This is a genomic window from Allomuricauda sp. F6463D (assembly GCF_023015965.1).
GTDB lineage: Bacteria > Bacteroidota > Bacteroidia > Flavobacteriales > Flavobacteriaceae > Flagellimonas.
Genome location: NZ_JALKAN010000002.1, coordinates 1,096,061 through 1,118,077, shown reverse-complemented (window position 1 = coordinate 1,118,077; position 22,017 = coordinate 1,096,061). Strand labels below are relative to the sequence as shown.

Sequence of the window (22,017 nt, the reverse complement as noted above, 5' to 3'; positions counted from 1 at the left end):
ATGAGTGAATTTTTAGCGCCAGTAAAAAGAATTCTAGTCAACCATAAAATTAAGCTCAGTGTTTTGGGCATTATTTTGGTTTTATGGTTGTTTTGTCTACCCAAAACCCTTTTCATAGACCCAACTTCGACCGTTGTGGACAGTTCCGATGGTTTCCTTATCGGAGCCCGTATCGCCGATGATGGTCAATGGCGATTTCCAAAAATGGACTCGATTCCAAAACGTTTCAAACAGAGTATTTTGCTTTTTGAGGATGAATATTTTTATAAGCATCCCGGGTTTAACCCCATTTCCATTATCAAGGCCATTGGACACAATCTCACCAAAGAGACTCGTAGGGGTGGCAGTACCATCACACAACAGGTCATTCGTTTAAGTAGAAAAAACAAAAATAGGACCTACTGGGAAAAAATCATCGAGGTATTTATGGCCACTCGATTAGAGTTACGCTACTCCAAGGAAGAAATTTTAAAACGCTATGCCTCCCACACTCCTTATGGTGGCAATGTAGTGGGATTGGAAACGGCAGCGTGGCGGTACTTTGGGATTCCTGCCCACGAATTAAGTTGGGGACAATCTGCTGCATTGGCCGTTTTACCTAATGCGCCGGGGCTGATTTTCCCTGGCAGAAATGAACAATCGTTTTTGAACAAACGAAATCGATTACTAAAAAAACTATGGGAGAAAGAAATCATTGACCAAACCACTTACGAATTGGCCATTTCCGAACCACTCCCACAAAAACCAGTGCCATTGCCAGACATAGCTCCGCATCTTACCGAACGTATCCGAAATGAATATCCCGGCCAACGCATCACGACTTCAATTGAAAGACCGCTACAACAGCGCCTAAATATTTTGGCTGAAAGGCATTATCGGCAATTGCAAAGCAACGAGATCCATAATTTGGCCATTTTGATCCTTGATGTGGAAACCAGAAAAGTACTCGGGTATGTGGGAAACTCACCATCTGGGGAAAAGCATGGAAACTATGTGGACATCATCACCAAAAAAAGAAGTACCGGAAGCACCTTGAAGCCTTTTCTTTTCGCTTCTTTATTAGATGAAGGTCAACTACTCCCGAACAGTTTGGTGGAAGATGTCCCGACAGTGATTAACGGATATCATCCACAAAATTTTGATTTAAAACATGTTGGGGCCGTGCCTGCCAGTAAAGCACTCTCCCGTTCGCTGAATGTACCAGCAGTTCGGTTGTTGCGGGAATACGGGCTTCAAAAATTCTATAACAAACTACATAAGATGAACATGGAATCTTTGGACAGACCTGCATCTTATTATGGATTGTCCTTGATTCTTGGTGGTGCGGAAAGTTCCCTATGGGAAGTGACCTCGACTTATGCTTCCATGGCTTCCAGTTTAAATTATTTTTCAACGCATTCCAGCACATATAGAAACCTTGAGTTTACAAAAGCTACCTATTTACAAAATGAAACCAAAGATTATGGGGAACAACAATTTGACCCGTTGGTTTTTGGTGCAGGAGCAATTTATAGCACCTTCCAGTCCATGTACGAGGTAAACCGACCAGAAGGTGATGAAAACTGGCAGTTTTTTGATTCCTCCCAGCCCATTGCTTGGAAAACAGGAACTAGTTTTGGTTTTAAAGATGCCTGGGCAGTAGGTGTTACACCAAAATATGCCATTGGCGTTTGGGCGGGCAACGCTGATGGGGAAGGTAGACCAGGGCTTACAGGAATATCCGCTGCGGCCCCTTTGCTTTTTGATGTTTTGGATGCACTCCCCAATAGTGGCTGGTTCCAAGAACCGTTTGATGATTTAGTTGAAATAGAAGTTTGCTCAAAAAGCGGTTATCGTGCCTCCCCATATTGCGATGATGCAAAAAAAGAATGGGTGCCTACACGCGGTACTCGAAGTGGCCCCTGCCCTTATCATCAGCAGGTGTTTTTAGATAAATCAGAAAAATATAGAGTGAACTCGGAGTGTTATCCATTGGAAGATATGGTAGCCAAAAACTGGTTGGCACTACCTCCAATTTTGGAATATTATTATGCTTCTTCCAATCCCAATTACAAGCCATTGCCTCCCTATTTGGATGGCTGTACAATTTTGGACAACAATTTGATGGAATTTATCTACCCCAAAAAAAACGAAGCAGTGTTGCTCCCAAAAGATTTGGGAACAAAAACTTCAGAGATCATTGTAAAACTGGCGCATCAACAATCCAATACCATTGTTTATTGGTATTTGGATGAGACTTTTGTGGGCAAGACCCAAAATTTCCACGAGCTTATTTTACATATCACACCGGGTGATTATATGCTTACCGCGGTGGACAATAATGGCAATCGCATTCAGCAAGTTGTCGAGGTACGATCTGCCTCTGGTGAATAGTTACTTCTTCCGCATAAAAATGGTCATCGGAACTCCGGTAAAGTCAAAATTCTCCCTGATTTTATTCTCTAAAAACCTTTTGTATGGATCCTTCACATATTGTGGCAAGTTGCAGAAAAAAGCAAATTGAGGATATGGCGTGGGCAATTGAGTGCAAAACTTGATTTTTACGTATTTTCCTTTAGTCGATGGCGGAGGCGTTCTTTCAATGATGGGCAACATAACATCATTCAACTTTCGGGTAGGAATTCGTTTTGAACGATTTTTATAAACCTCCACAGCAGTCTCTATCGCCTTGTATATCCTTTGTTTGTTCAAAACAGATACAAAAAGAATTGGTACATCTTCAAAAGGTGAAATCACCTCTTTTATTTTGGCTGTATATTCTTTTACAGAATTTGTCTCTTTTTCCAACAAATCCCATTTATTCACCAAAATGACAATTCCCTTATTATTTCGTTGTGCAAGCCAAAATATATTCTGAACCTGTCCATCAAATCCTCTGGTCGCATCCAACATCACAATACATACATCACAGTATTCTATAGCTCTAACAGAACGCATTACTGAGTAAAATTCCAAGTCTTCCTTTACTTTGGCCTTACGTCGTATACCTGCGGTATCCACCAAATTGAATTCGAACCCAAACCGATTATATTTGGTATCGATGCTATCCCGGGTAGTTCCAGCGATATCGGTTACTATGTAGCGGTCTTCACCGATCAATGCATTTATAAATGATGATTTTCCTGCATTTGGCCTTCCTACCACCGCAAAACGGGGCAATTCACTTTCTTCTTCATTTTCCTCTGGCAGTACTTTTACAAGGGCATCCAATAACTCCCCAGTACCACTACCATTGATACTTGATAGCGGATAGTATTCGCCTAATCCCAGAGAATAAAATTCAACGGCATCAGCCATCCGCATAGAATTATCCACTTTGTTGACAGCTAAAAAAGTAGGTTTATCTACCTTGCGCAACAATTTGGCAACATCTTCATCCATTCCTGTTACACCCGATTCAACATCTACCATAAAAATGATAGCATCTGCCTCATCAATGGCCAATTCTACTTGTTTATCTATTTCTTTTTCAAAAATATCGTCGCTACCTACTACGTAACCGCCAGTATCAATCAACGAAAATTCTTTACCGTTCCAATCACTTTTGCCATAGTGACGATCACGTGTAACACCGCTAACAGCATCCACAATGGCCTCTCGACGTTGAATGAGTCGGTTAAAAAACGTGGATTTCCCAACATTGGGTCTTCCCACAATGGCTACAATAGCTCCCATTAGGTTTATTTTTTGGCAAAAATACCATTTATTATGAAGAAAAAATGATACCTTTTTTGATCATTTTCAAATGATTATGAGTGACTTGCCTAATGAGATAGTTTTACGGCCACGTTTTCGTGTTTCCCTTAAAACAAATTTGGAGCTTTTAGAAGCTGTTTTTGATGAAGTTCAAGAGAAGTCTTTTGATATAAAAAGACTTGACGAACACATCTTTGTCAAATTCAAAAAATCGGAGACAACTTTTTGGACCCCGCAATTACACTTGGAACTTTCTTCTTTTGAAAAAGAAGTGAGCAACATTCGTGGAGTATTTGGTCCCAATCCAACGCTTTGGACTTTTTTTATGTTCCTGCATTTTGGAATTGGCACCCTTTTTATCATTTTGGGAATCTTTGCCTATTCCAATTATTCATTGGGCAAAAACATAAACCTATATTTAGTGGGTATGGGCTTTTTGGTGGTAATCTGGTTTTCGCTTTATGCTTTTGGACGCTTGGGAAGAGCTAAAGGTAAAAATCAAATGGATCAATTAAAACGATTTTTCAGGGATACGATTGCGCCATTTGAAAGAATTAACAGTGATGCTTAACCATTATAGCCAAAGCGTCTAAGTTGTTGGGAATTACTACGCCAGTTTTTATTGACTTTTACAAAGAGTTCTATATGTACCTGTTTAGCAAAGAATTTTTCCAGGTCTTTTCTGGCCTCTACGCCCACTCTTTTTAGGGCACTTCCCTTGTGACCAATAATAATACCTTTTTGGGTGTCGCGCTCCACCATAATTACAGAACGAATCCGTATAATGTTTTCATCTTCCACAAATTCCTCGGTCTCTACCTCAACCGAATATGGGATTTCTTTTTTGTAATGAAGTAAGATTTTTTCGCGTATGGTCTCGTTTACAAAAAAACGTTCAGGCTTGTCCGTAATTTGATCTTTTGGATAAAAAGGTGGTGCTTCAGGCAACAATTCCAAAATACGATTGAACACTTCTTTTACATTGAAGTTTTCCAATGCGGATATGGGATGAATCTCTGCACTGGGCAATTGTTCTTGCCAATATTGCATTTGCTCTTCAAGTACCTGTTGATCGGAAGTGTCAATTTTGTTGAGGAGCAGTAATACCGGAATCTTGCTATGCTGTATTTTTTTGAAAAAAGATTCATCCTTTAGCGCTTTTTCCCCTATTTCAACCATGTAAAGGAGTACATCTGCATCTTCAAAAGCAGATTTCACAAAATCCATCATGGAGCTTTGAAGCTCATAGGCTGGTTTTATGATTCCAGGGGTATCGGATAGAATCATTTGAAAGTCGTCTCCATTGACAATTCCTAATATACGGTGGCGGGTAGTTTGGGCCTTTGATGTAATAATGGAAAGTTTTTCGCCCACAAAAGCGTTCATCAATGTAGATTTACCCACATTGGGATTACCGATAATATTTACAAATCCTGATTTATGCTCCACCTTTCTTTCTTTTTTCAAAATATTGTTTGGATGCTGCGTTCACCTTTGGTGAAAGATACAACACAGCAATCATATTGGGTATCACCATCAATGCATAGGATAGATCTATCAGGTTTTTTACCAATTTTAAGGATGCTATTGCGGCAAAAACTATCATTACCACAAAAAACACATTGTACCATTTTCCAATTTTGGCGTTGGTCAAAAATGAAAGACTCTTTACGCCATAATACGAATAAGTGAACAAGGTTGACAATGCAAATGCGGATACAATAACCATCAGCAATACATCTCCTATGCCGTAGAGTGTGGTTTCAAAAGCAGACATCGTCATCACGATTCCACTACTGTCCTCCAAATAAGCGCCGCTCAAAATTATTACTACGGCTGTAAAGGTACATACTAAAATCGTATCAATAAACGGACCCAACATCGCCACAAGTCCTTCTTTGGCCGGTTCATCATTTTTGGATTGTCCGTGGTACATCGGCGCGCTCCCCAAACCTGCTTCGTTCGAAAACATGGCTCTACGTACTCCAACGATTACCAAGCCCCAAAATCCACCGGTGACCATGCTATCGAAATTCCAAGCTTCTACCATAATCAATTTTAGAGCAGGAAGCACTTCTCCTGCATGGCTAGCCATCACAAAAATAACGGCCAAAAGATAAACCCCAACCATAAAGGGCACTATAGCGGATGCTACCTTTGCTATTTTAGTAAGACCGCCAAAAATTACAATAGATGTGATAATGGCCAGAAAAAAACCAATCCCCAGCTTCCAATTATACTCACTGGTCACCCATATGGTCTCCTGGGGCTCCACTACTCCCATAAATGCTTCTGTAAATTGATTGGCGGTAAATACGCCCAAAAATCCGAATAACCCGCAAATACTAAAAAAGATGGCCATTGGTTTTGCCCATTTTCCCATTCCTTGGGTTATATAGAACATGGGACCTCCTTGCATATGACCCTCGGAATCTGTTCCACGGAACATTATGGCCAAACTACCGGAATAAAATTTAATTCCCATTCCCAAAAGTGCGGTCATCCATATCCAAAAAACAACACCTGGTCCGCCATCATGTATGGCTATGGCCACTCCTGATATATTTCCCAAACCAACGGTAGCAGCAACAGCAGCGGATAGTGCTTGAAACGAGGTTACATCTCCCTTTGCATTTTTATCATCATACTTACCGGATACTATCGCAATGGCATGCCCAAAATAGCGAAATGGAGCAAATTTGGAATAAAAAGCCAAAAAAAGCCCTCCTCCTATTAGCAGGATAAACATGGGCAGTTCCGTGTAGGGCAAAAGTGAAGAAATAAAATCGTTGATTGCGTCCATAAGGTAAAAAGCCCGAATTTATGGATTTTGGGCGGGATTGGTGCTAGTGGAAAAGGAATATTAAGTTATGTTTGGAAATGATATAAAAAGGGTTGTATATTTGCCGTCCACATCGCGGGGTAGAGCAGTAGGTAGCTCGTCGGGCTCATAACCCGAAGGTCACTGGTTCGAGTCCAGTCCCCGCTACTAGAAAAAGCCTTTCAGTAAACTGAGAGGCTTTTTTATTATTGCTATTTTCTCCCGCCAGTTCGAATGACCTTACACTTCAACTGCGCCTTTCAATCACATAGAACTTATAAAAAGTTTAGTCGCCCTGAAATAAATTTAAGTTGAAATGACTACTGTTATTTGCAACATTTTACTTTCTAGTGAGGTTAACCCTCAGTGGCATGTTCAAACCTTTGAAATCTATGATAATGATGGAAAAGAGTGGTTACAATGTATTCTCCGTCTACCCCACAAAAGTTAAGTAAATCCATGAAAGATATTTTTTAGCTTTTTAGAAACCTTATTTTACCTCTGAGAACTATACTGTTTCAGGAGTGATTGGCCATGCTGAGCAGATTGTAGGGTGAGGAGAAGTTGCTATCAAGATCAAAGGTAGAGCCGCAGCCCCAAGAGAGTCAGTGATTATGATTGGACTTCAAAATATTAGAATAAATATATCCATATGGTTGATTATTCGTGATACTGCACCCTTAGCAAGAACACGGAAAATACTGGACAAACTTTATTAACGATATTAAAATTTAAAAAAAACATCCCACCATACCTGAAACCAACACCTATGGTGTAGTAAACTTTTATCGGGGCTTACCTACTTTAATAGTTTCTTAACAATAATAAGGGCTTATTTTCTTAAATTGTTATTAACTAATTCATCATCAATCAATAATGAGACAATCTACCCATTATATTGTCTTACTTCCTTTATGGCTAAACATTATGTTTGCCTATGGCATAACTGTGAATAGCAGTTATGATGAATTACCTATAACACCTGCCGAAATTTTTAAAGATTCTTTGGAATGGGCAGATTATTATTTTAATATCCATCGTTTTGAGGAAGCTGTACCCTTGTATCAAAAGAACCTTGAGGTTAAGGATATACAGCAAAAAACACATATTTTAAAAAAGTTGGCACTAAGTCAAGCGGCATTGGATAAACCAACAGAGTCCATTTCATACATCTACGATTATTTAAAAATAGACTTCCATCCCACTTTTCTATTGCATGAAGATTTTGACAATATTAGACATGAATCGGATTTTGCTACACTTTCAGGAACTGTACTGCCGAAATTCACAATTTGGTCAATATTTTATTTTTTTGTCTCACTGATAGGTCTTTATATCACTTTTGGATTGTTGATCAATAAAAAAATAGATAACCAAGCTAGAGTCCTTATTGCTACTTTCGTTTTCATACACTCCTTGTTTATTTTGAACATCTGTGTAAACCAAACAAATTATGTGTTTGAGTTTCCACACACTTATCTAATGTCCACTTGGTCTTCTTTATTATATGGACCTCTACTTTTTCTTTATTTTAAAAGAGTTTCCAAATCTAGCGACTTGGGCAAAAAGGATTTATTGCATTTTTTACCCACCGTAGCGCTAACTACCTATCTCATTTTTACCGTTTATGGTTTCTCCGGTTCTCAAAAAATCATTCAAATGTTACAACGATTGGAAGAGGGTTTAAATCCTGGCGACTCCACCAAACTAGTTTTATTGGTAGCTCTTAAAGCCATTTCTTTGGGTGTATATGCCTTTTTTGTCCATTTGCTTATCACTAAAAACAAAACAGGTTTGAGTAAAAAAACTAGAACTTGGCAAAAAAACATTTACTTGATTCATGTAGGTTATGTTTTGGTCTATATAGTTTATGGCGTATATATTATTGCTGGGGTAAACAGCGGCACCCTATACCATTCCCCAATAATTTTGATGAGCACCATGGTGCTCTATATCGGATATGCTGCCAATGTACAACCAGATGTCTTTAGCGGACTGTACTCCTATACCAATCGGTTATTTCCAAAATATGTAAAATCCGGTTTGACAGATAGTTTATCCGAAGAACTAAAGGAAAATCTTAAAGATCTTTTTCAGAATGAGAAATTATATCGAAACTGCGAAATAAATCTTGACATGGTAGCCAAAAAACTCGACACTACCCGACATAATGCATCGCAGCTCATCAATGAGCATTTCAATATGAGCTTTCGTGAATTTGTGAATTCTTACCGTATTCAGGAAGCAAAAGAATTGCTTGAGAAAAAAAGTGAACTAAATATTATAGATATCGCTTACGAAGTGGGCTACAATAACAAAGTTTCTTTCAACAAAGCTTTCAAAAAAGATACCCAGCTTACACCCAGCGAATACCTTTATCATATAAAACAAGGGTAAATTCTTATCGGGAACACCGAAAATCAGTGGTTTAATAGCTAACTAGTAGTCATCAATCAAAAATCATCAATCAATATGAAACGGCTACTAAAGCACATCATCTTTATGTACAGTGGGCAAGAGAAACGGACAACTTTCCCATTAAACAGTCATGAAAAGTACAGAAAGTCCGGGCTAACAGAATCGGAAGCCAATGCCATTCGGGTGAAAATCCAAATAGCTTTTGAGGAAGACAGGATTTATAGGAACAACACAATTAGTCTTGATGATCTATCGGAACATATCCAAGAGAACAGGTACAAAGTGTCCCAAGTAATCAATACGTATTTCGCAAAAAACTTTTATTCTTGTTTAAACGATTATAGAATTGAAGAGGCAAAATATTTATTGGTTTCCGATCCTTCATTGAGTGTAAAGGCCATTATGTACGAAGTAGGCTTTAACAGTAAGAACAGCTTTTACTGTGCCTTTAAAAAACTTACCGGGTTTAGTCCCAACGGTTACAGAACGGCAGCCACCTTGAAAGTTCCCCAAAATGAAATTCAAATGGCATAACTACACTTATACCTGTTAGAACAATTCCCTAAAACCTCTTGTTGCTCAAGAGGTTTTTTTGGCCTGTTATTAAATTAATCTTAATCTGTTAAAAAGAGTACTTCCCCATGGGCTTTCTTGTTTTTAGGGTTCTAGCCGTTTAAAAAGTACCCAATCCATAACAGTTTTAGGTTGATTTGTTATGCAATTGTAAAGGTAGGGCGGTGAGAGGCCTTACTTCAAAAAAACAAAATCCATTGAGTTTTGTTTACTTCCCAGAAGTATTATTTGAATTAGCTATCATATTCCTAGCATCGCCCACCTTTCTCAGTTGCACTAACTCATTTCAAATTACTAACAAAACTTTATTCGTATGAAAGTAAAGAAACTGTTTGGAGCGCTGCTGGCAATGTGCCTATCAATAGCATTTGCCCATGCCCAAGAAAAAACGGTTACCGGAACGGTCACCGACCAAGACGGGGTACCCTTACCCGGTGTTAACATTATTGTTAAGGGCACCGTACGGGGTACACAATCGGATTTTGATGGCAATTACACCCTCGAAGCAAGCGAAGTTGATATTCTCGTATTTTCTTATTTGGGTCAAAGAACACTGGAAAGGAGTGTTGGTACAGCGAACACAATCAATGTACAAATGCAGGAAGATGCATCACAATTGGAAGAAGTAGTGGTAACCGCGCAAGGTATTGTCAGGGAAAAACGGTCTTTAGGATACTCCGTTACCACCGTTGAATCCGATAAAGTAGAAGCCAGACCTGAAGCGGATGTTGCCCGCGTTTTGAACGGAAAGGTTGCTGGGGTAAATATTACCTCTAACAACGGGATGTCAGGATCAGGTACCAACATCATTATTCGCGGGTACTCTTCGGCCACTCAATCCAATCAACCACTCTTTATCGTGGACGGTATTCCTTTTGATTCTGGAACAAATGCACAGACCAACTTTTTGGATGGGAATACAGAATCAAGTCGATTCTTGGATCTTGACCCCAACAACATAGAAAGTGTAAGTGTATTAAAGGGGTTAAGTGCAACTGTACTTTACGGTAACCGTGGTAGAAACGGTGTAATTCTTATAACCACAAAAGGGGCCGCAACCGGTGATGCCCCATCTAAAACGGAAGTCTCCGTTACCCAATCGGTATTTATGTCCAATGCTGTACTTCCAAATTTTCAGGATAATTATGGAAGTGGGTTCCACCAAGGTTTCGGGTTTTTCTTTAGTAACTGGGGACCACGTTTTGACCGAACTGATGATGATGGCATAGCCACAGCAGCGCAATACATACGGACCGGTCCTAATGGCGTAGCGCTTACCCAACATCCGTTCAACTATATTGCAGACCCCACTTTGATAGTCGGATATGAAGATCTTTTAAATTTCGAGTATCCTTACAAACCTTATAATGGTATAGAAGAATTTTTTAGAACAGGGTATGTATACAGTACATCTGTTAATGTACGTGGCGGGTCTGAAAACGTAAATTTCAATGCCAACTATGGCCGTACCGAAGATATTGGTGTTACACCAGGAAACAGGTTACTGCGCAACAACTTTAGTTTGGGTGGAAATGCCAAATTATCCAACAACTTTACGGTATCGGGTGTGTTCAATTTTGCAAGAACAGGGTATAAATCCCCTCCTAATGCGGTTAGTACAGGTAGTGGAGCTGCTTTTAATGGTTCGGCCATATTCGGAGATGTTCTTTACACCCCACGGAATGTCGATTTAACAAATATTCCTTATCAAGCAGCAGATGGTAGAAGCTTATACTATCGCTCAGGAAACGATATCCAAAATCCATACTGGACCGTGGCCAATTCCAGAACTGGTCAAGAAACAGATCGTTTTACCGGGAATGCATCCATAAGCTATGCTATAAACGATTGGATGAACTTAACATACCGGGTAGGATTGGATACATACACTGAGTTAAATTTTTATGGCCAAAATAAAGGCGGTGTTGATGGCCCTACCTTGGGCATACTAAGAACTACCTCGGTAAGAAATTCCATTTGGAACCATGATTTAATATTGAGTGCAGAAAAAAGTATTTCCGATGATTTAAATCTCACTGCAACTTTTGGTGCCAATAGTCGCAGGGATACCTTTGCGCAAGATGGTATAGAAAGTCAAGGACAATTGGTTTTTGGAGTACTTGAACACTTCAACTTCACAACGCCATCATCCGTTAACTCTTTTTCCGGATTTAATTTAAATCAGAATTTTGAGGAAAACTTGGTGGGTGTTTATCTAGATGCAACCTTATCCTATAAAGATCTGGTCTATATCAATGTAGTAGGAAGAAACGATTGGTCCTCCACATTGGAAAGAGAGAACAATTCATTGTTCTATCCAGGTGCAAGCCTATCATTTATCCCTACAACCGCATTTCCTGTAATACAAGGTAATGTACTCAACTACGCCAAACTTAGATTAGGTTATGGATCCTCTGCAGGTTTTCCTACGCCGTTTAATACTAGGGATGTGCTTTCCTTGGGATCTAGAACCTTTGTTAATCAAAGTGGCAATGTGATTTCTGGGAATACAGTTTCGGATGTGCTCGGTAACCGCGATCTATCCCCTGAAAGAGTGCAAGAGTTGGAAATTGGATTGGACACCAGGCTCTTCAATAGGCTCAATTTTAATGTGAGTTTGTACCAAAAATCCACTACAGATCTTATTACCAACCGTACCTTGGATAGCTCAACAGGCTTCCGATCTACCTTTGTTAATATTGGCGAAGTAGAGACCAAAGGGGTTGAAGTGGATTATGATTTTAACCTTTTCAGAGAAAGTGATGCGGGAATAGGGTTTAACCTAGCCGGCAATTTTACGACAAGTGAAACCATTGTGACCGATTTGGCCGAAGGCACCAATAACATTCTATTGACTTTTGCGGTAGCTGGGGAAGCAGCCAACTATGCTGTGGAAGGCAGGCCGTTCGGAGTGCTGCTCGGAAGCACCATCCAAAGGGACGACAACGGTAACAAGGTGGTAGGAAGTAATGGCAGGTACTTGGTGGATAATAATATTACGGAGATAGGGGATCCCAATCCGGATTGGACCACAGCCTTGATTCCAACAATAACATTTAAAAACTTTACCCTATCAGCCAACTTACAATACCGCCATGGTGGTGATGTGTATTCGGTAACAACTGCAGGTCTTATCGGTCGCGGTGTTGTAGCTCCAGACCAACCGATCCATAGGGAATCCAACTATATTTTACCCGGAGTTTTAGCCGATGGCACACCCAACAACGTAGCCATTACGGCCACAGAGTTTGGATTCAACACATTCTTTGCTGGCGGCATAAACGAGGTAAATATTTTTGATGGCACCACCATTAGGTTGCAAGAAGCTTCGCTTGGATATTCCATTCCAAAGAAAATGTTGGACAAAACACCATTTGGCAGCTTGTCCTTGACACTTTCTGGTTCCAATTTATGGTACAAAGCGGTAAACTTTCCAGACGATGTTCGCTACGATACCAACTCTTCGAGTACAGGTGTAGGTAACGGACAGGGTATCGATTTCTTTACAGGACCATCAACAAGAAGATATGGTCTTACCGTAAGAGCATCATTTTAATAGCAGCTAATTAGAATCAAAAAATATATTATGAAAAAAATATCAAATATACTCAGTCTCGTAATCGCTGCACTGACAGTTATGTTGGGCTGTGAGACCACTTCCTTGGATGTGGTGGAGAGTCCAAATGCCTTAAACCCGTCGCAGGCAAGTGTTGATTTCTTTTTAAATCAAATACAACTCATGACTGCCCAAATCCATTCCGGCGAGGAAGGAAGAAACGAAAATGGTCTCAGCCAATTTGGAATGGAGCCCGTAAGAATGCAACACGGTTTTGGACCGACATACAGGGAGAACTATGATCCGGACAATTTTGACAGGGTGTGGGACAATGTATACGCAAGAGCATTAATCGACATTCGTACAATGAACCCATTGGCACAAGAAGCGGGTCAATATACCCATATTGCAATCGGGCAAATTCTAGAAGCATATATCATGATGTCCATGGTAGATTTCTTCGGAGATGTACCATATTCCGAAGCAGTTTCAGGGGGCGAAGGCATACTCAACCCCTCAGTGGATTCAGGAGCCTCCATTTACCAGGCGGCAGATCAACTTTTGATAGATGCCATTGACAATTTAAATAAAAATGAAACGGTATTGCCTTTAAACGATCTTTTTTATAACGGCAATGAGGGTCAATGGAAAAAAGTGGCCAGTACTATGCGGTTAAAACTATACTTACAAACCCGTGTGGCCAATGCCGATGGTTTTGGAGCATCGGTTTCCACCGCACGTATCAACGAGTTGATTAGTGGAAACCAATTGATTTTAGACCCTTCCGACGACTTTTTCTTTCAGTGGGGTACCAATAATGCCTCTCCAGATAGTAGACATCCCTATTTTGATGCCAATTATGATGGTGCAGGACCAAGTTCGGACTTTTACACCTCCAACTATTATATGAATCTGATGGCCAATCAGTACAGTGAACCAGACCCTAGAATACGGTACTATTTTTATCGACAACAAGTAGACTTTTCTGGTGCTGATGTAGTTACCAAAGAATGTGTCACCGAGATATCGCTACCCAGTTGGTGGGATTCCTCGGAACCTTATTGTCTGGTGCCGGCAACCAATGGTTTAAGTGGATATTGGGGAAGAAACCATTTGGACGATGACGGTATCCCACCAGATGATGCCTTTAGAACATTACACGGCACCTATCCAGTCGGGGGACCTTTTGATGACAACTCTTTTAGAAATGTATCTGGCTCAGGAGCTGTGAGTGAAGGACTGGCAGGAGCGGGAATTTCTCCCATCTTAATGTCTTCCTATACCTATTTTATGTTGGCGGAAGCAGCACTTACTTTAAACACAACAGGTAATGCTAGGGACTATTTTGAAACAGGAATCAGACAATCGATAAACACCGTGGTAAATTTTGGGGCTCAATTAGCAAATGGCACAGGTTATGAGGCCACCTCCACGGCAATAGATGATCATGTTTCCGATATATTGTCCAATTACGATGCTGGAGACGATACCGACAAACTTCGCATTATTGTTGAACAGTACTTCATAGCATTATGGTGCAACGGAATAGAGGCTTATAACACCTACAGAAGAACGGGTCAGCCAGATAATCTCACCCCTGCCTTTACCACCCCCGATCCAGGAACGTTCCTTAGATCTATGTGGTATTCGCAAACTGCTGCAGACAGCAACACAAACATTATGCAGAAAAGTGCTCCAAGTACTCCAGTTTTCTGGGACACTAACCCTGAAGGATTCGTTGATTGATCTATAACCAAAAAACAATACAGATGAAAAGTAATTATAAATACATATTAGGTCTTGTACTCTTATTACTGGGATTTATTGCCTGTGAGGATAAAGACAAAAACCCACTCAACGTGTTCGAACTGGAAGATTCAGCCGCTCCTTATGTTAGGATCCTGCTAGATCAGTCAATTGTTGCAAAAGGTGATCTTGCCACTTCCAGCCTTTTAGGAACCGTGGATGACCCAAGTGACAATGTAGCTTCTTGGGACTTAAGTGTAACTTTGGAGTCGGGAGGTGTCTCAACTGATACCGTACCCTTGACTACGATAACTCAATTTCCGAGCGATATCTCCATCCCCTATACCGAAATTGCCAGTTCACTGGGCATAACGGTAGATGATATTTCTGGGGGTGACTTTATTCGGTTTTTAGGTAAATCTACCGGAGTTGACGGTACAGAAACCACCGTTGAAAACTATAGTGCCACGGTAACCGGGCAACCAGAGCAATTGCAAGCGTTTAATTTTATCGTTTTGGTCAAATGCTCACCAATTTCCGGAACCACCGTACCAGGAACATGGGTGATTGAAATGCAAGATCTGTTCGGTGATGGTTGGGACGGTGCCTTCGTGACTTTCGAAATTGATGGCGTGACAACAGATTATACATTTACATCTGGAGATACGGCAACTTTTAATGTTGATGTGCCAGATGACAATGCAGAACTTGTAATTTCATACACCAGTGGTGCCTTTGAGGAAGAACATGTTTATACTATTGAAACACCGGATGGTGAAGTTCTGGGTCCCTTTGGCCCCAATCCGTCTCCTTGCATCAATTAATTTTTTACATCCAGTCAATAAAAAAGGTCCGTTCGATTAAGAGCGGACCTTTCATTTTTTTAATAAAATAGTTCTTATGAATCGGGATTGGTACTTATAGTTGAGGAATTACATAAAAAATAAGACAAAGATGTAGTTTAGTATATGTAAAAGCTAATCTTCAAAGCAGCCTTGAAATCAAAATACCTTTTCAAAAGTATTTGTTTCATTTTTTGAATGTATTTGAATTAGTCCAATCCTCAAGGCTGTTTTTTTGCTTTTACAAGGTCAATTTAAAATATAATTTAGCAAATATCCTTGCTTCCAGTTCAACATTTACCCCCTACCTTTGTCCAATAAAAAATAAGCTTGGACAAGAATTCAAATTCAACCAATAGAAAAGCACTTTTATCTCTTGCAATAGGTGGATTTGGGATTGGCCTGACAGAATTTGTAATTATGGGAATCCTTCCCAATATCGCTGATTCCATGGACATATCCATACCCAAAGCTGGACATTTTATTGCAATTTATGCGTTGGGTGTAGTTATAGGCGGCCCCGTAATGGCTCGGATTACAAACAACCTCAACCCCAAAAAAACATTACTTTTTCTAATGCTTTGGTTTACAATATTCAATACGTTGTCTGCATTTTCCGAAGACTATTGGATTATGATGCTTTTTAGGTTCTTATCTGGAATGCCACATGGTGCTTTTTTTGGTATAGGGGCTGTAGTTTCTGGATATTTGGCTAAACCGGGCAAGGCAGCCCAAGCCATGGCAATTATGTTCTCTGGACTAACGGTTGCCAATATTCTGGGGGTGCCATTGGGAACATATATTGGACAAGAATGGCACTGGGGCTATTCGTTCATACTCGTGGGAATATCAGGTGTGGCCACGTTGACCAGTCTGTATTTTTGGATGCCAAAGAAAAATTTGGAATCATTGGATGCTCCAAATAGCGAAAGTCCTTCATCTGGAATAAAGAGCAAAAAACTGTGGGCATTGATTGCTTTGACCACAGTTGGCACTGGAGGTTTTTTTGCATGGTACAGCTATATTGCCCCTTTGGTTATCTCCGTAACAAAACTACCAGAGGCATATGTTGGTTATGTAATTGTTGTAGCAGGTATTGGGATGTTTTTTGGAAACTTTCTAGGGGCTAGAATGGTGGAAATATTCAACCCTATAAAATCTGTGATCATAAGTATGCTTTGTATGACAACTGTGCTGATCCTAAATTCAATTTTTGCTAGCAACAGCATTGTCTTATTTGTTCTAAGCTTTATTGTTGGGGTCATAACATTTTCTATCACGGCACCAATTCAGATTGCCATTATAAAAGCTGCAAAAGGCGCAGAAAAATTGGGCTCATCCATGAACCAAAGTGCGTTTAATATGGGAAATGCCTCTGGAGCTTATTTTGGGGGATTACCTATGGTTTTCGGACTTGGAGTCAACTACGCGAGTTTAGTTGGGGGTGTGCTGGCTTGTTTTGGCGCTATAATTGGAATTGCAATTTTATATTCACAAAAAGTACAGGGAAATAAGAAATCTTGATATTTCCAAACACTTCAATTGCTCAACTTTCCACTACTGCCCAATTTCCTTCACATCAAAAAAAACAAGCTCCTGAGCATTGAATTTAGCAGTTGCTTCTATCGGGTTACAACATACTTCACAATCTTCAACATAAGTTTGTTGTTTGACCGAGCTATCCAATAAAAAAGAAATTTCTTCCCAACAGTAGGGACATTGGAAAAAATGCTCGTGCATACTTAAAAATCAATATTGAGCAACTGACCGCTAATCTGTAGCATTTGAAGTTCCGCCAATTTTGCATTGTACTTGGCCTGACTTTTAGCCAATTCCGCGTTCAACAAGTTCAGTTGGGCCTGTCTAAATTCTATAGAAGTAACTTGCCCAAGTTTGTATCGCTCATCCGTTCTGTTGAAGTTGTTTTGGTTGGTCTGTAAATTTTTCTCCTGCACATTCAAAACGTACAAGGCATTGGTATAACTGTCCCAAGCGTTTCGTATATCTCTTTCAACTTCCAAGAGTATCTGTTTTTTTGCTATTTCGCGGTTCTTGTATGCAATTTTGGCATTTTTAATCCCTGTTATGGTACTACCGCCATCAAATAAATTCCAAGTAAGATTAACCGTGCCTGTTACACCTGTTGAGCTATTTTGCAACGTAAATGCCAAGGGGCTGTTATTGCTCGACTCGTTCCAACCATACGTTCCAGTTAAACCTATTGTTGGCAAATAACCGCTTTTGGCCACCCTAATATCATTTAGACCCATATTGATATCCTTTTCAACGATTTGCAGTCTTACATTATTTAACTGCGCTTCATTGAACATACCCTCCATTTGGAGTTCAGGCACAAAAGTGACCGTTGTATCTGTAGAAAATTGTGAAGAAAGATCTCGGTTCAAAATCAAATTTAGGTCCCTCATCGTATTTCTAAGCTGTTGCCTAGAATTCAACAAATTGATACTGTCCGTGTTGATATCGACCTCTGCATTCAAAACATCAAGTCCTGTATTTTGTCCAAACTCAAATTGATATTGAGCTCTTTTTAACCTATCCTTGGAAATTTCCAGTGCTTGTTCCAAAGTTGCAGTATTCTCTGTAAGACGTGCGGCTTCATAGTATACAGTAAATAATTGTAGTATGGTATTTTCAATGGTCTGTCTTACCTCGAGCTCAGATTGTTGCGACCTCTCTTGAAAACTTTTGTAGTTGTAATACCTTCCCAATCCATCAAACAAGGTATAATTCACATTTACCGCAGCGTTGTATCTTCTGGTCTCCGCTCCTTCCGCTGTTCTTGTATCACCATTTGCCAAAACCCCTTCAGAGTTTTGTTTGTCGATACTTCCGCCAGCAACTCCGGTTACGGATGGCAAATAACCTGAGTTTAGGATATTGGCATTGTTTTCATCAATCAATTTAATATTGCGAGCCACTTGAATATCCAGATTATTCTCCAAAATCAGATCAATGGCTTTTTCTTTGGTAAGTACTTGGTCTTGCGCATTTGCCAAAGGACCAAATAACACCAAGGCTAGGGATACTGTATAAAAAATACTTTTCATTATGTGGTCTCTTCTACTACGTTTGAGGTTTCTTCTCCATTGTGAGAAACGTTGTTATTATTGGTTCCATTTAAGGCAATGCTACCTGCCTCCATTTCCTCCTCTTCATGCTGTTCACGAATAGCCCGTTCCACCTCTTCTCTTGTAACGCTTTCACCGGTCCACAATCTTTTGGTCGATACTTTTACATAATTTCCAAAGGATAGAAGCAATGGTAACATAAGCAAGGTCAATATAGTGGCAAATGCGATTCCATATGCAATGGAAATGGCCATTGGTTTTAGGAATTGTGCTTGACGGCTTTTCTCCAAAAGCAGCGGTGCCAAACCAGCAATTGTAGTTACAGAGGTTAAAAATATCGCCCTAAATCGAGAACGGCCAGCTTCGTAGAGCGCATCTTCGAATTTCATTCCACCACGTAGATTGATATTGAACTTACCTATAAGTACAAGCCCATCGTTCACCATAATCCCAATCAATGCAATTATCCCAAGCATTGAAAGAATATTGATGGGGAAACCATGTATCCAATGTCCCCAAGCAACGGCTGTTAAACTAAATGGCACCATAAAAATCAATAGCAATGGTTGGCTTATACTCCTAAACGTGAAGGCTATTGTAATAAATATAAGGAACAGTGCTATGGGCCCAACAACACCCAAGGATCCAATTAATTTATTAGCCTCTCGGTTTTGACCTTCATAGGAAGGAGAAATTGATGGGTATTTTGACAGAATATCCGGTAGCACTTCATTTCGTATCCATAACATTGCATCGGTTCCACTAGTGGTCTCTGGGTCTGTTAAATCCGCAGATACTTGGATTTCCCTTCTTCCTTCAAGATGGTTGATGGCCACATCTCCTCTTTCAATAGTGTAGCTCGCTATTTCTTTTAGAGGAATACGGTCTCCGCTAGGAGCCAAAATTCGCATTTCATCTAAGTCGGAGATTGAAGATCTGTTTTCCCGATCGTATCGTACCCAAACCCGTATCTCATCTTGCCCCCGTTGAAAGCGCTGTGCCTGAGCCCCGAAAAACCCTCCCCGTACTTGGTTCATTATCGTACGAAGATCCAGTCCCAACAAATATGCATTTTCTTTTAGTTCTAAGCGTATTTCTTTGATTCCTGATGGATCATTGTCCGTTACATCTTTAAGGGTTGCATTGCTCTCCATGGCCTGCTTAAGTTCTTCCTTGGCATTTTTCAATTCCTCAATATTGTTGCCCAACAAGGACACTGAAACTGGATTACCTCCAAAATTCCCACCAGAACCATATATTAAACTCTCCACTCCAATTACAGGGCCTACCAACTCCCTTAACCTAGTAGTGACCATGTCTGAACGAATACCATCTGGCCGCTCTTCCCCTGGAAGGAGGTTGATTTCCAAGCGGGCCGATGATGATCCAGGTCCTAAGTTCTTGATCATATTTTCGAAAAGCATTTTATCCACGCCCTGCAGGTATTTCTCCGTTAACTCTTGGTTTACGATATGTGCTTTCTCTTGTATTAGGCTTATAATAGAATCTGTTACCGTTTCGTTGGTACCATTGGGCATGGTAAGCTCTATGGATACTTGATCACTAGCTACCCTAGGAAAAAACGAAGTTCTAACTACACCTCCCCCTATGGAGCCAAGGGTTAACACCAATGCCATAAAGAAAAGTGCAAAAGTCAGTATCTTATAGTTCATCATAAATCGAAGAGCTGGACTATACCAATTGTCCCGCATATAATTCATTATTTGATCTCCGATTTTGTTGATAACCCTAAGTTTGGCAAAAACTTTGGCAATACTTGTTTTGGGTTCTTTCTTATTGCGGTGAAGTGCCTTGGAGTGTGCCAAGTGGGCGGGTAAAATAATTAAGGCTTCCACTAAGGACACAGCTAATGTAAGAATCACAATCACCGAAACCTCACTAAAAAATTCACCAATACGACTATCCAAGTACAGGAATATGGAAAAAGCCAAAATGGTGGTTATAATAGCAGAAATAATTGGAGGAAGCACCTCCATTGTGCCATCCAAGGCGGCTTTTACAGGTGATTTTCCTTCTTCGTAATGCTGATAGATATTTTCAGCAATTACAATCCCATCATCCACTAAAATACCAATTACAATAATCATCCCGAACAAGGACAATACATTGATCGTAACATTGAACATGGGAGCGAAAACAAACATTCCCAAAAATGCGATAGGCAACCCAAAGGCTACCCAAAACGCCAATCGGGTATTTAGAAAGAGGGACAAAAACACTAGTACCAAAATCATTCCAACAATAGCGTTTTCGGTCAACAGTTGGGTACGCTGCGTTAAAGTAATAGATCTATCATCAATTACATCCAACTGAACATTTGTATATTTTTCATTGAAATCTTCAATGTACTGCTTCACATTTTCAGCGGAGCCCATTAAATCTTCAGTATTGGTACTTGTAACTGTAATATTAACGGCCAGCTCCTCGTTAAAATAAGATGCATTTGGTGTTTCGGAAAACCTATCCCTAATAATTGCTACATCCTTTAATCTAATAGCCCTACCTGCTGCGTCGCCTCTAACTACTATATTGGAAAGTTCATCTCCATAGTACGAACGGTTATTGGCCCGGATAAGATACTCCTCGGTTACGGTTTTGATATTCCCTCCGGTAACTAATATGTTTGCATTAGAAACTGCTAGTGCAACTTCACTAAATGATAGGTTATAAGCCAAAAGACTACTTTCATCTACCGCTATTTCGATTTCCTCGTCGGGATAACCTGAGATAGATATTTGTGAAATTCCATCGATTGCCCTAAGATCGTTTTCAATTTGACGCCCAATCTGTTTCAACGTGGCCAAGGGTATTTCCTTACCACTTATGGCAAAACTAATTGTGGGCCTAACAGGTTCTTGCTTGGCAACTATCAAAGGTTCCATGCCAGTAGGAAAAGTTGGAACTCTATCTACTGCATTTTTTACCTCCAACAGCATGAAATCAACATTTCGTTCTTTCTCAATTTCCACATTGATGGTTCCGCTGTTCTCCCTTGAAGTAGAGGTTACTCTTTCAACTCCCTCCAGTCCTTTGAGGTTGTCCTCAATTTTGAGCACAATTCCTTCTTCAATTTCTTGGGGTGAAGCTCCGGGATAAGCAATGGATATTGTAATGTTCTTGGCTTCGCTTAGTGGAAAAAATGATGATTTTAAGGAGATTATACCAACAACCCCAAAAACAAAAAATGCCAAAACAAGGACATTTACTGCCATGTGGTATTTAATAAAATACGAGATAATTTTTCTCACGGCCGAG

14 protein-coding genes and 1 tRNA gene are annotated in these 22,017 nt (G+C 40.0%); 9 read left to right on the top strand and 6 right to left on the bottom strand.

All coding sequences use genetic code 11. From position 1 onward, the window contains the following. Positions 1-2,373: a penicillin-binding protein 1C gene (pbpC, locus tag MWU56_RS13385; protein WP_247045097.1), complete on the top strand. Its 2,373-nt coding sequence runs from the start codon at positions 1-3 to the stop codon at positions 2,371-2,373. Here the strand turns inward: pbpC and der are convergent, their stop codons facing one another. Next, the gene (der, locus tag MWU56_RS13380; RefSeq protein WP_247045095.1) at positions 2,374-3,675 is read right to left on the bottom strand and encodes a ribosome biogenesis GTPase Der; all 1,302 of its coding nucleotides are present in this window, start codon (positions 3,673-3,675) and stop codon (positions 2,374-2,376) included. Between the two features lie 76 nt (positions 3,676-3,751). On the opposite strand from der, the gene MWU56_RS13375 reads away from it, so the two are divergent. Beyond that, positions 3,752-4,267, top strand: a complete 516-nt coding sequence (locus MWU56_RS13375; RefSeq protein ID WP_247045093.1) for a GTP-binding protein — start codon at positions 3,752-3,754, stop codon at positions 4,265-4,267. Here MWU56_RS13375 and era read toward each other — a convergent pair. After that, the gene (era, locus tag MWU56_RS13370; protein ID WP_247045249.1) at positions 4,264-5,145 is read right to left on the bottom strand and encodes a GTPase Era; all 882 of its coding nucleotides are present in this window, start codon (positions 5,143-5,145) and stop codon (positions 4,264-4,266) included. The two genes, MWU56_RS13375 and era, sit on opposite strands and share 4 nt — an antisense overlap. After that, positions 5,135-6,499, bottom strand: a complete 1,365-nt coding sequence (locus tag MWU56_RS13365) for an alanine/glycine:cation symporter family protein (RefSeq protein ID WP_247045091.1) — start codon at positions 6,497-6,499, stop codon at positions 5,135-5,137. Before MWU56_RS13365 ends, era begins: the two co-directional genes overlap by 11 nt. A 113-nt stretch (positions 6,500-6,612) precedes the next feature. Here MWU56_RS13365 and MWU56_RS13360 point away from each other — a divergent pair. The 7 genes from MWU56_RS13360 (at position 6,613) to MWU56_RS13330 (ending at position 17,176) form a co-directional block, all read left to right on the top strand. Beyond that, positions 6,613-6,685: transfer RNA gene (locus MWU56_RS13360), tRNA-Met, on the top strand. 708 nt (positions 6,686-7,393) lie between these two features. Then, positions 7,394-8,914, top strand: a complete 1,521-nt coding sequence (locus MWU56_RS13355; protein WP_247045089.1) for a helix-turn-helix domain-containing protein — start codon at positions 7,394-7,396, stop codon at positions 8,912-8,914. A gap of 75 nt (positions 8,915-8,989) precedes the next feature. Next, the gene (locus MWU56_RS13350) at positions 8,990-9,469 is read left to right on the top strand and encodes a helix-turn-helix domain-containing protein (protein WP_247045087.1); all 480 of its coding nucleotides are present in this window, start codon (positions 8,990-8,992) and stop codon (positions 9,467-9,469) included. Between the two features lie 352 nt (positions 9,470-9,821). Next, positions 9,822-13,064, top strand: coding sequence for a SusC/RagA family TonB-linked outer membrane protein (locus tag MWU56_RS13345; RefSeq protein WP_247045085.1), 3,243 nt, complete (start codon positions 9,822-9,824; stop codon positions 13,062-13,064). A gap of 30 nt (positions 13,065-13,094) precedes the next feature. Further along, positions 13,095-14,810, top strand: coding sequence for a SusD/RagB family nutrient-binding outer membrane lipoprotein (locus MWU56_RS13340; protein WP_247045083.1), 1,716 nt, complete (start codon positions 13,095-13,097; stop codon positions 14,808-14,810). Positions 14,811-14,833: 23 nt separating this feature from the next. Continuing rightward, entirely contained in the window at positions 14,834-15,634 is an 801-nt protein-coding gene (locus MWU56_RS13335) for a hypothetical protein (protein WP_247045081.1), read from the top strand. A 348-nt stretch (positions 15,635-15,982) separates the two neighbouring features. Beyond that, positions 15,983-17,176, top strand: coding sequence for an MFS transporter (locus MWU56_RS13330; protein WP_247045079.1), 1,194 nt, complete (start codon positions 15,983-15,985; stop codon positions 17,174-17,176). A gap of 33 nt (positions 17,177-17,209) precedes the next feature. Here MWU56_RS13330 and MWU56_RS13325 read toward each other — a convergent pair whose 3' ends face one another. Genes MWU56_RS13325 through MWU56_RS13315 form a run of 3 tightly spaced genes read right to left on the bottom strand, consistent with a single transcriptional unit; the run spans position 17,210 to position 22,010 of the window. Continuing rightward, positions 17,210-17,392 carry a CPXCG motif-containing cysteine-rich protein gene (locus MWU56_RS13325; protein ID WP_247045077.1) on the bottom strand — a complete coding sequence of 61 codons (183 nt, stop codon included), beginning with the start codon at positions 17,390-17,392 and terminating at the stop codon, positions 17,210-17,212. A 2-nt stretch (positions 17,393-17,394) separates the two neighbouring features. Continuing rightward, positions 17,395-18,720 carry a TolC family protein gene (locus MWU56_RS13320; RefSeq protein WP_247045075.1) on the bottom strand — a complete coding sequence of 442 codons (1,326 nt, stop codon included), beginning with the start codon at positions 18,718-18,720 and terminating at the stop codon, positions 17,395-17,397. Further along, on the bottom strand, positions 18,720-22,010 hold the full coding sequence (locus MWU56_RS13315; protein ID WP_247045073.1) for an efflux RND transporter permease subunit: 3,291 nt from the start codon (positions 22,008-22,010) through the stop codon (positions 18,720-18,722). Before MWU56_RS13315 ends, MWU56_RS13320 begins: the two co-directional genes overlap by 1 nt. Between the last annotated feature and the right edge of the window lie 7 nt (positions 22,011-22,017).

Excerpts from the sequence above, each read along its gene's own strand:
- pbpC (WP_247045097.1), top strand. The coding sequence starts at position 1 with ATGAGTGAATTTTTAGCGCCAGTAAAAAGAATTCTAGTCAACCATAAA.
- der (WP_247045095.1), bottom strand. The coding sequence starts at position 3,675 with ATGGGAGCTATTGTAGCCATTGTGGGAAGACCCAATGTTGGGAAATCC.
- MWU56_RS13375 (WP_247045093.1), top strand. The coding sequence starts at position 3,752 with ATGAGTGACTTGCCTAATGAGATAGTTTTACGGCCACGTTTTCGTGTT.
- MWU56_RS13365 (WP_247045091.1), bottom strand. The coding sequence starts at position 6,499 with ATGGACGCAATCAACGATTTTATTTCTTCACTTTTGCCCTACACGGAA.
- MWU56_RS13355 (WP_247045089.1), top strand. The coding sequence starts at position 7,394 with ATGAGACAATCTACCCATTATATTGTCTTACTTCCTTTATGGCTAAAC.
- MWU56_RS13350 (WP_247045087.1), top strand. The coding sequence starts at position 8,990 with ATGAAACGGCTACTAAAGCACATCATCTTTATGTACAGTGGGCAAGAG.
- MWU56_RS13345 (WP_247045085.1), top strand. The coding sequence starts at position 9,822 with ATGAAAGTAAAGAAACTGTTTGGAGCGCTGCTGGCAATGTGCCTATCA.
- MWU56_RS13340 (WP_247045083.1), top strand. The coding sequence starts at position 13,095 with ATGAAAAAAATATCAAATATACTCAGTCTCGTAATCGCTGCACTGACA.
- MWU56_RS13335 (WP_247045081.1), top strand. The coding sequence starts at position 14,834 with ATGAAAAGTAATTATAAATACATATTAGGTCTTGTACTCTTATTACTG.
- MWU56_RS13325 (WP_247045077.1), bottom strand. The coding sequence starts at position 17,392 with ATGCACGAGCATTTTTTCCAATGTCCCTACTGTTGGGAAGAAATTTCT.
- MWU56_RS13320 (WP_247045075.1), bottom strand. The coding sequence starts at position 18,720 with ATGAAAAGTATTTTTTATACAGTATCCCTAGCCTTGGTGTTATTTGGT.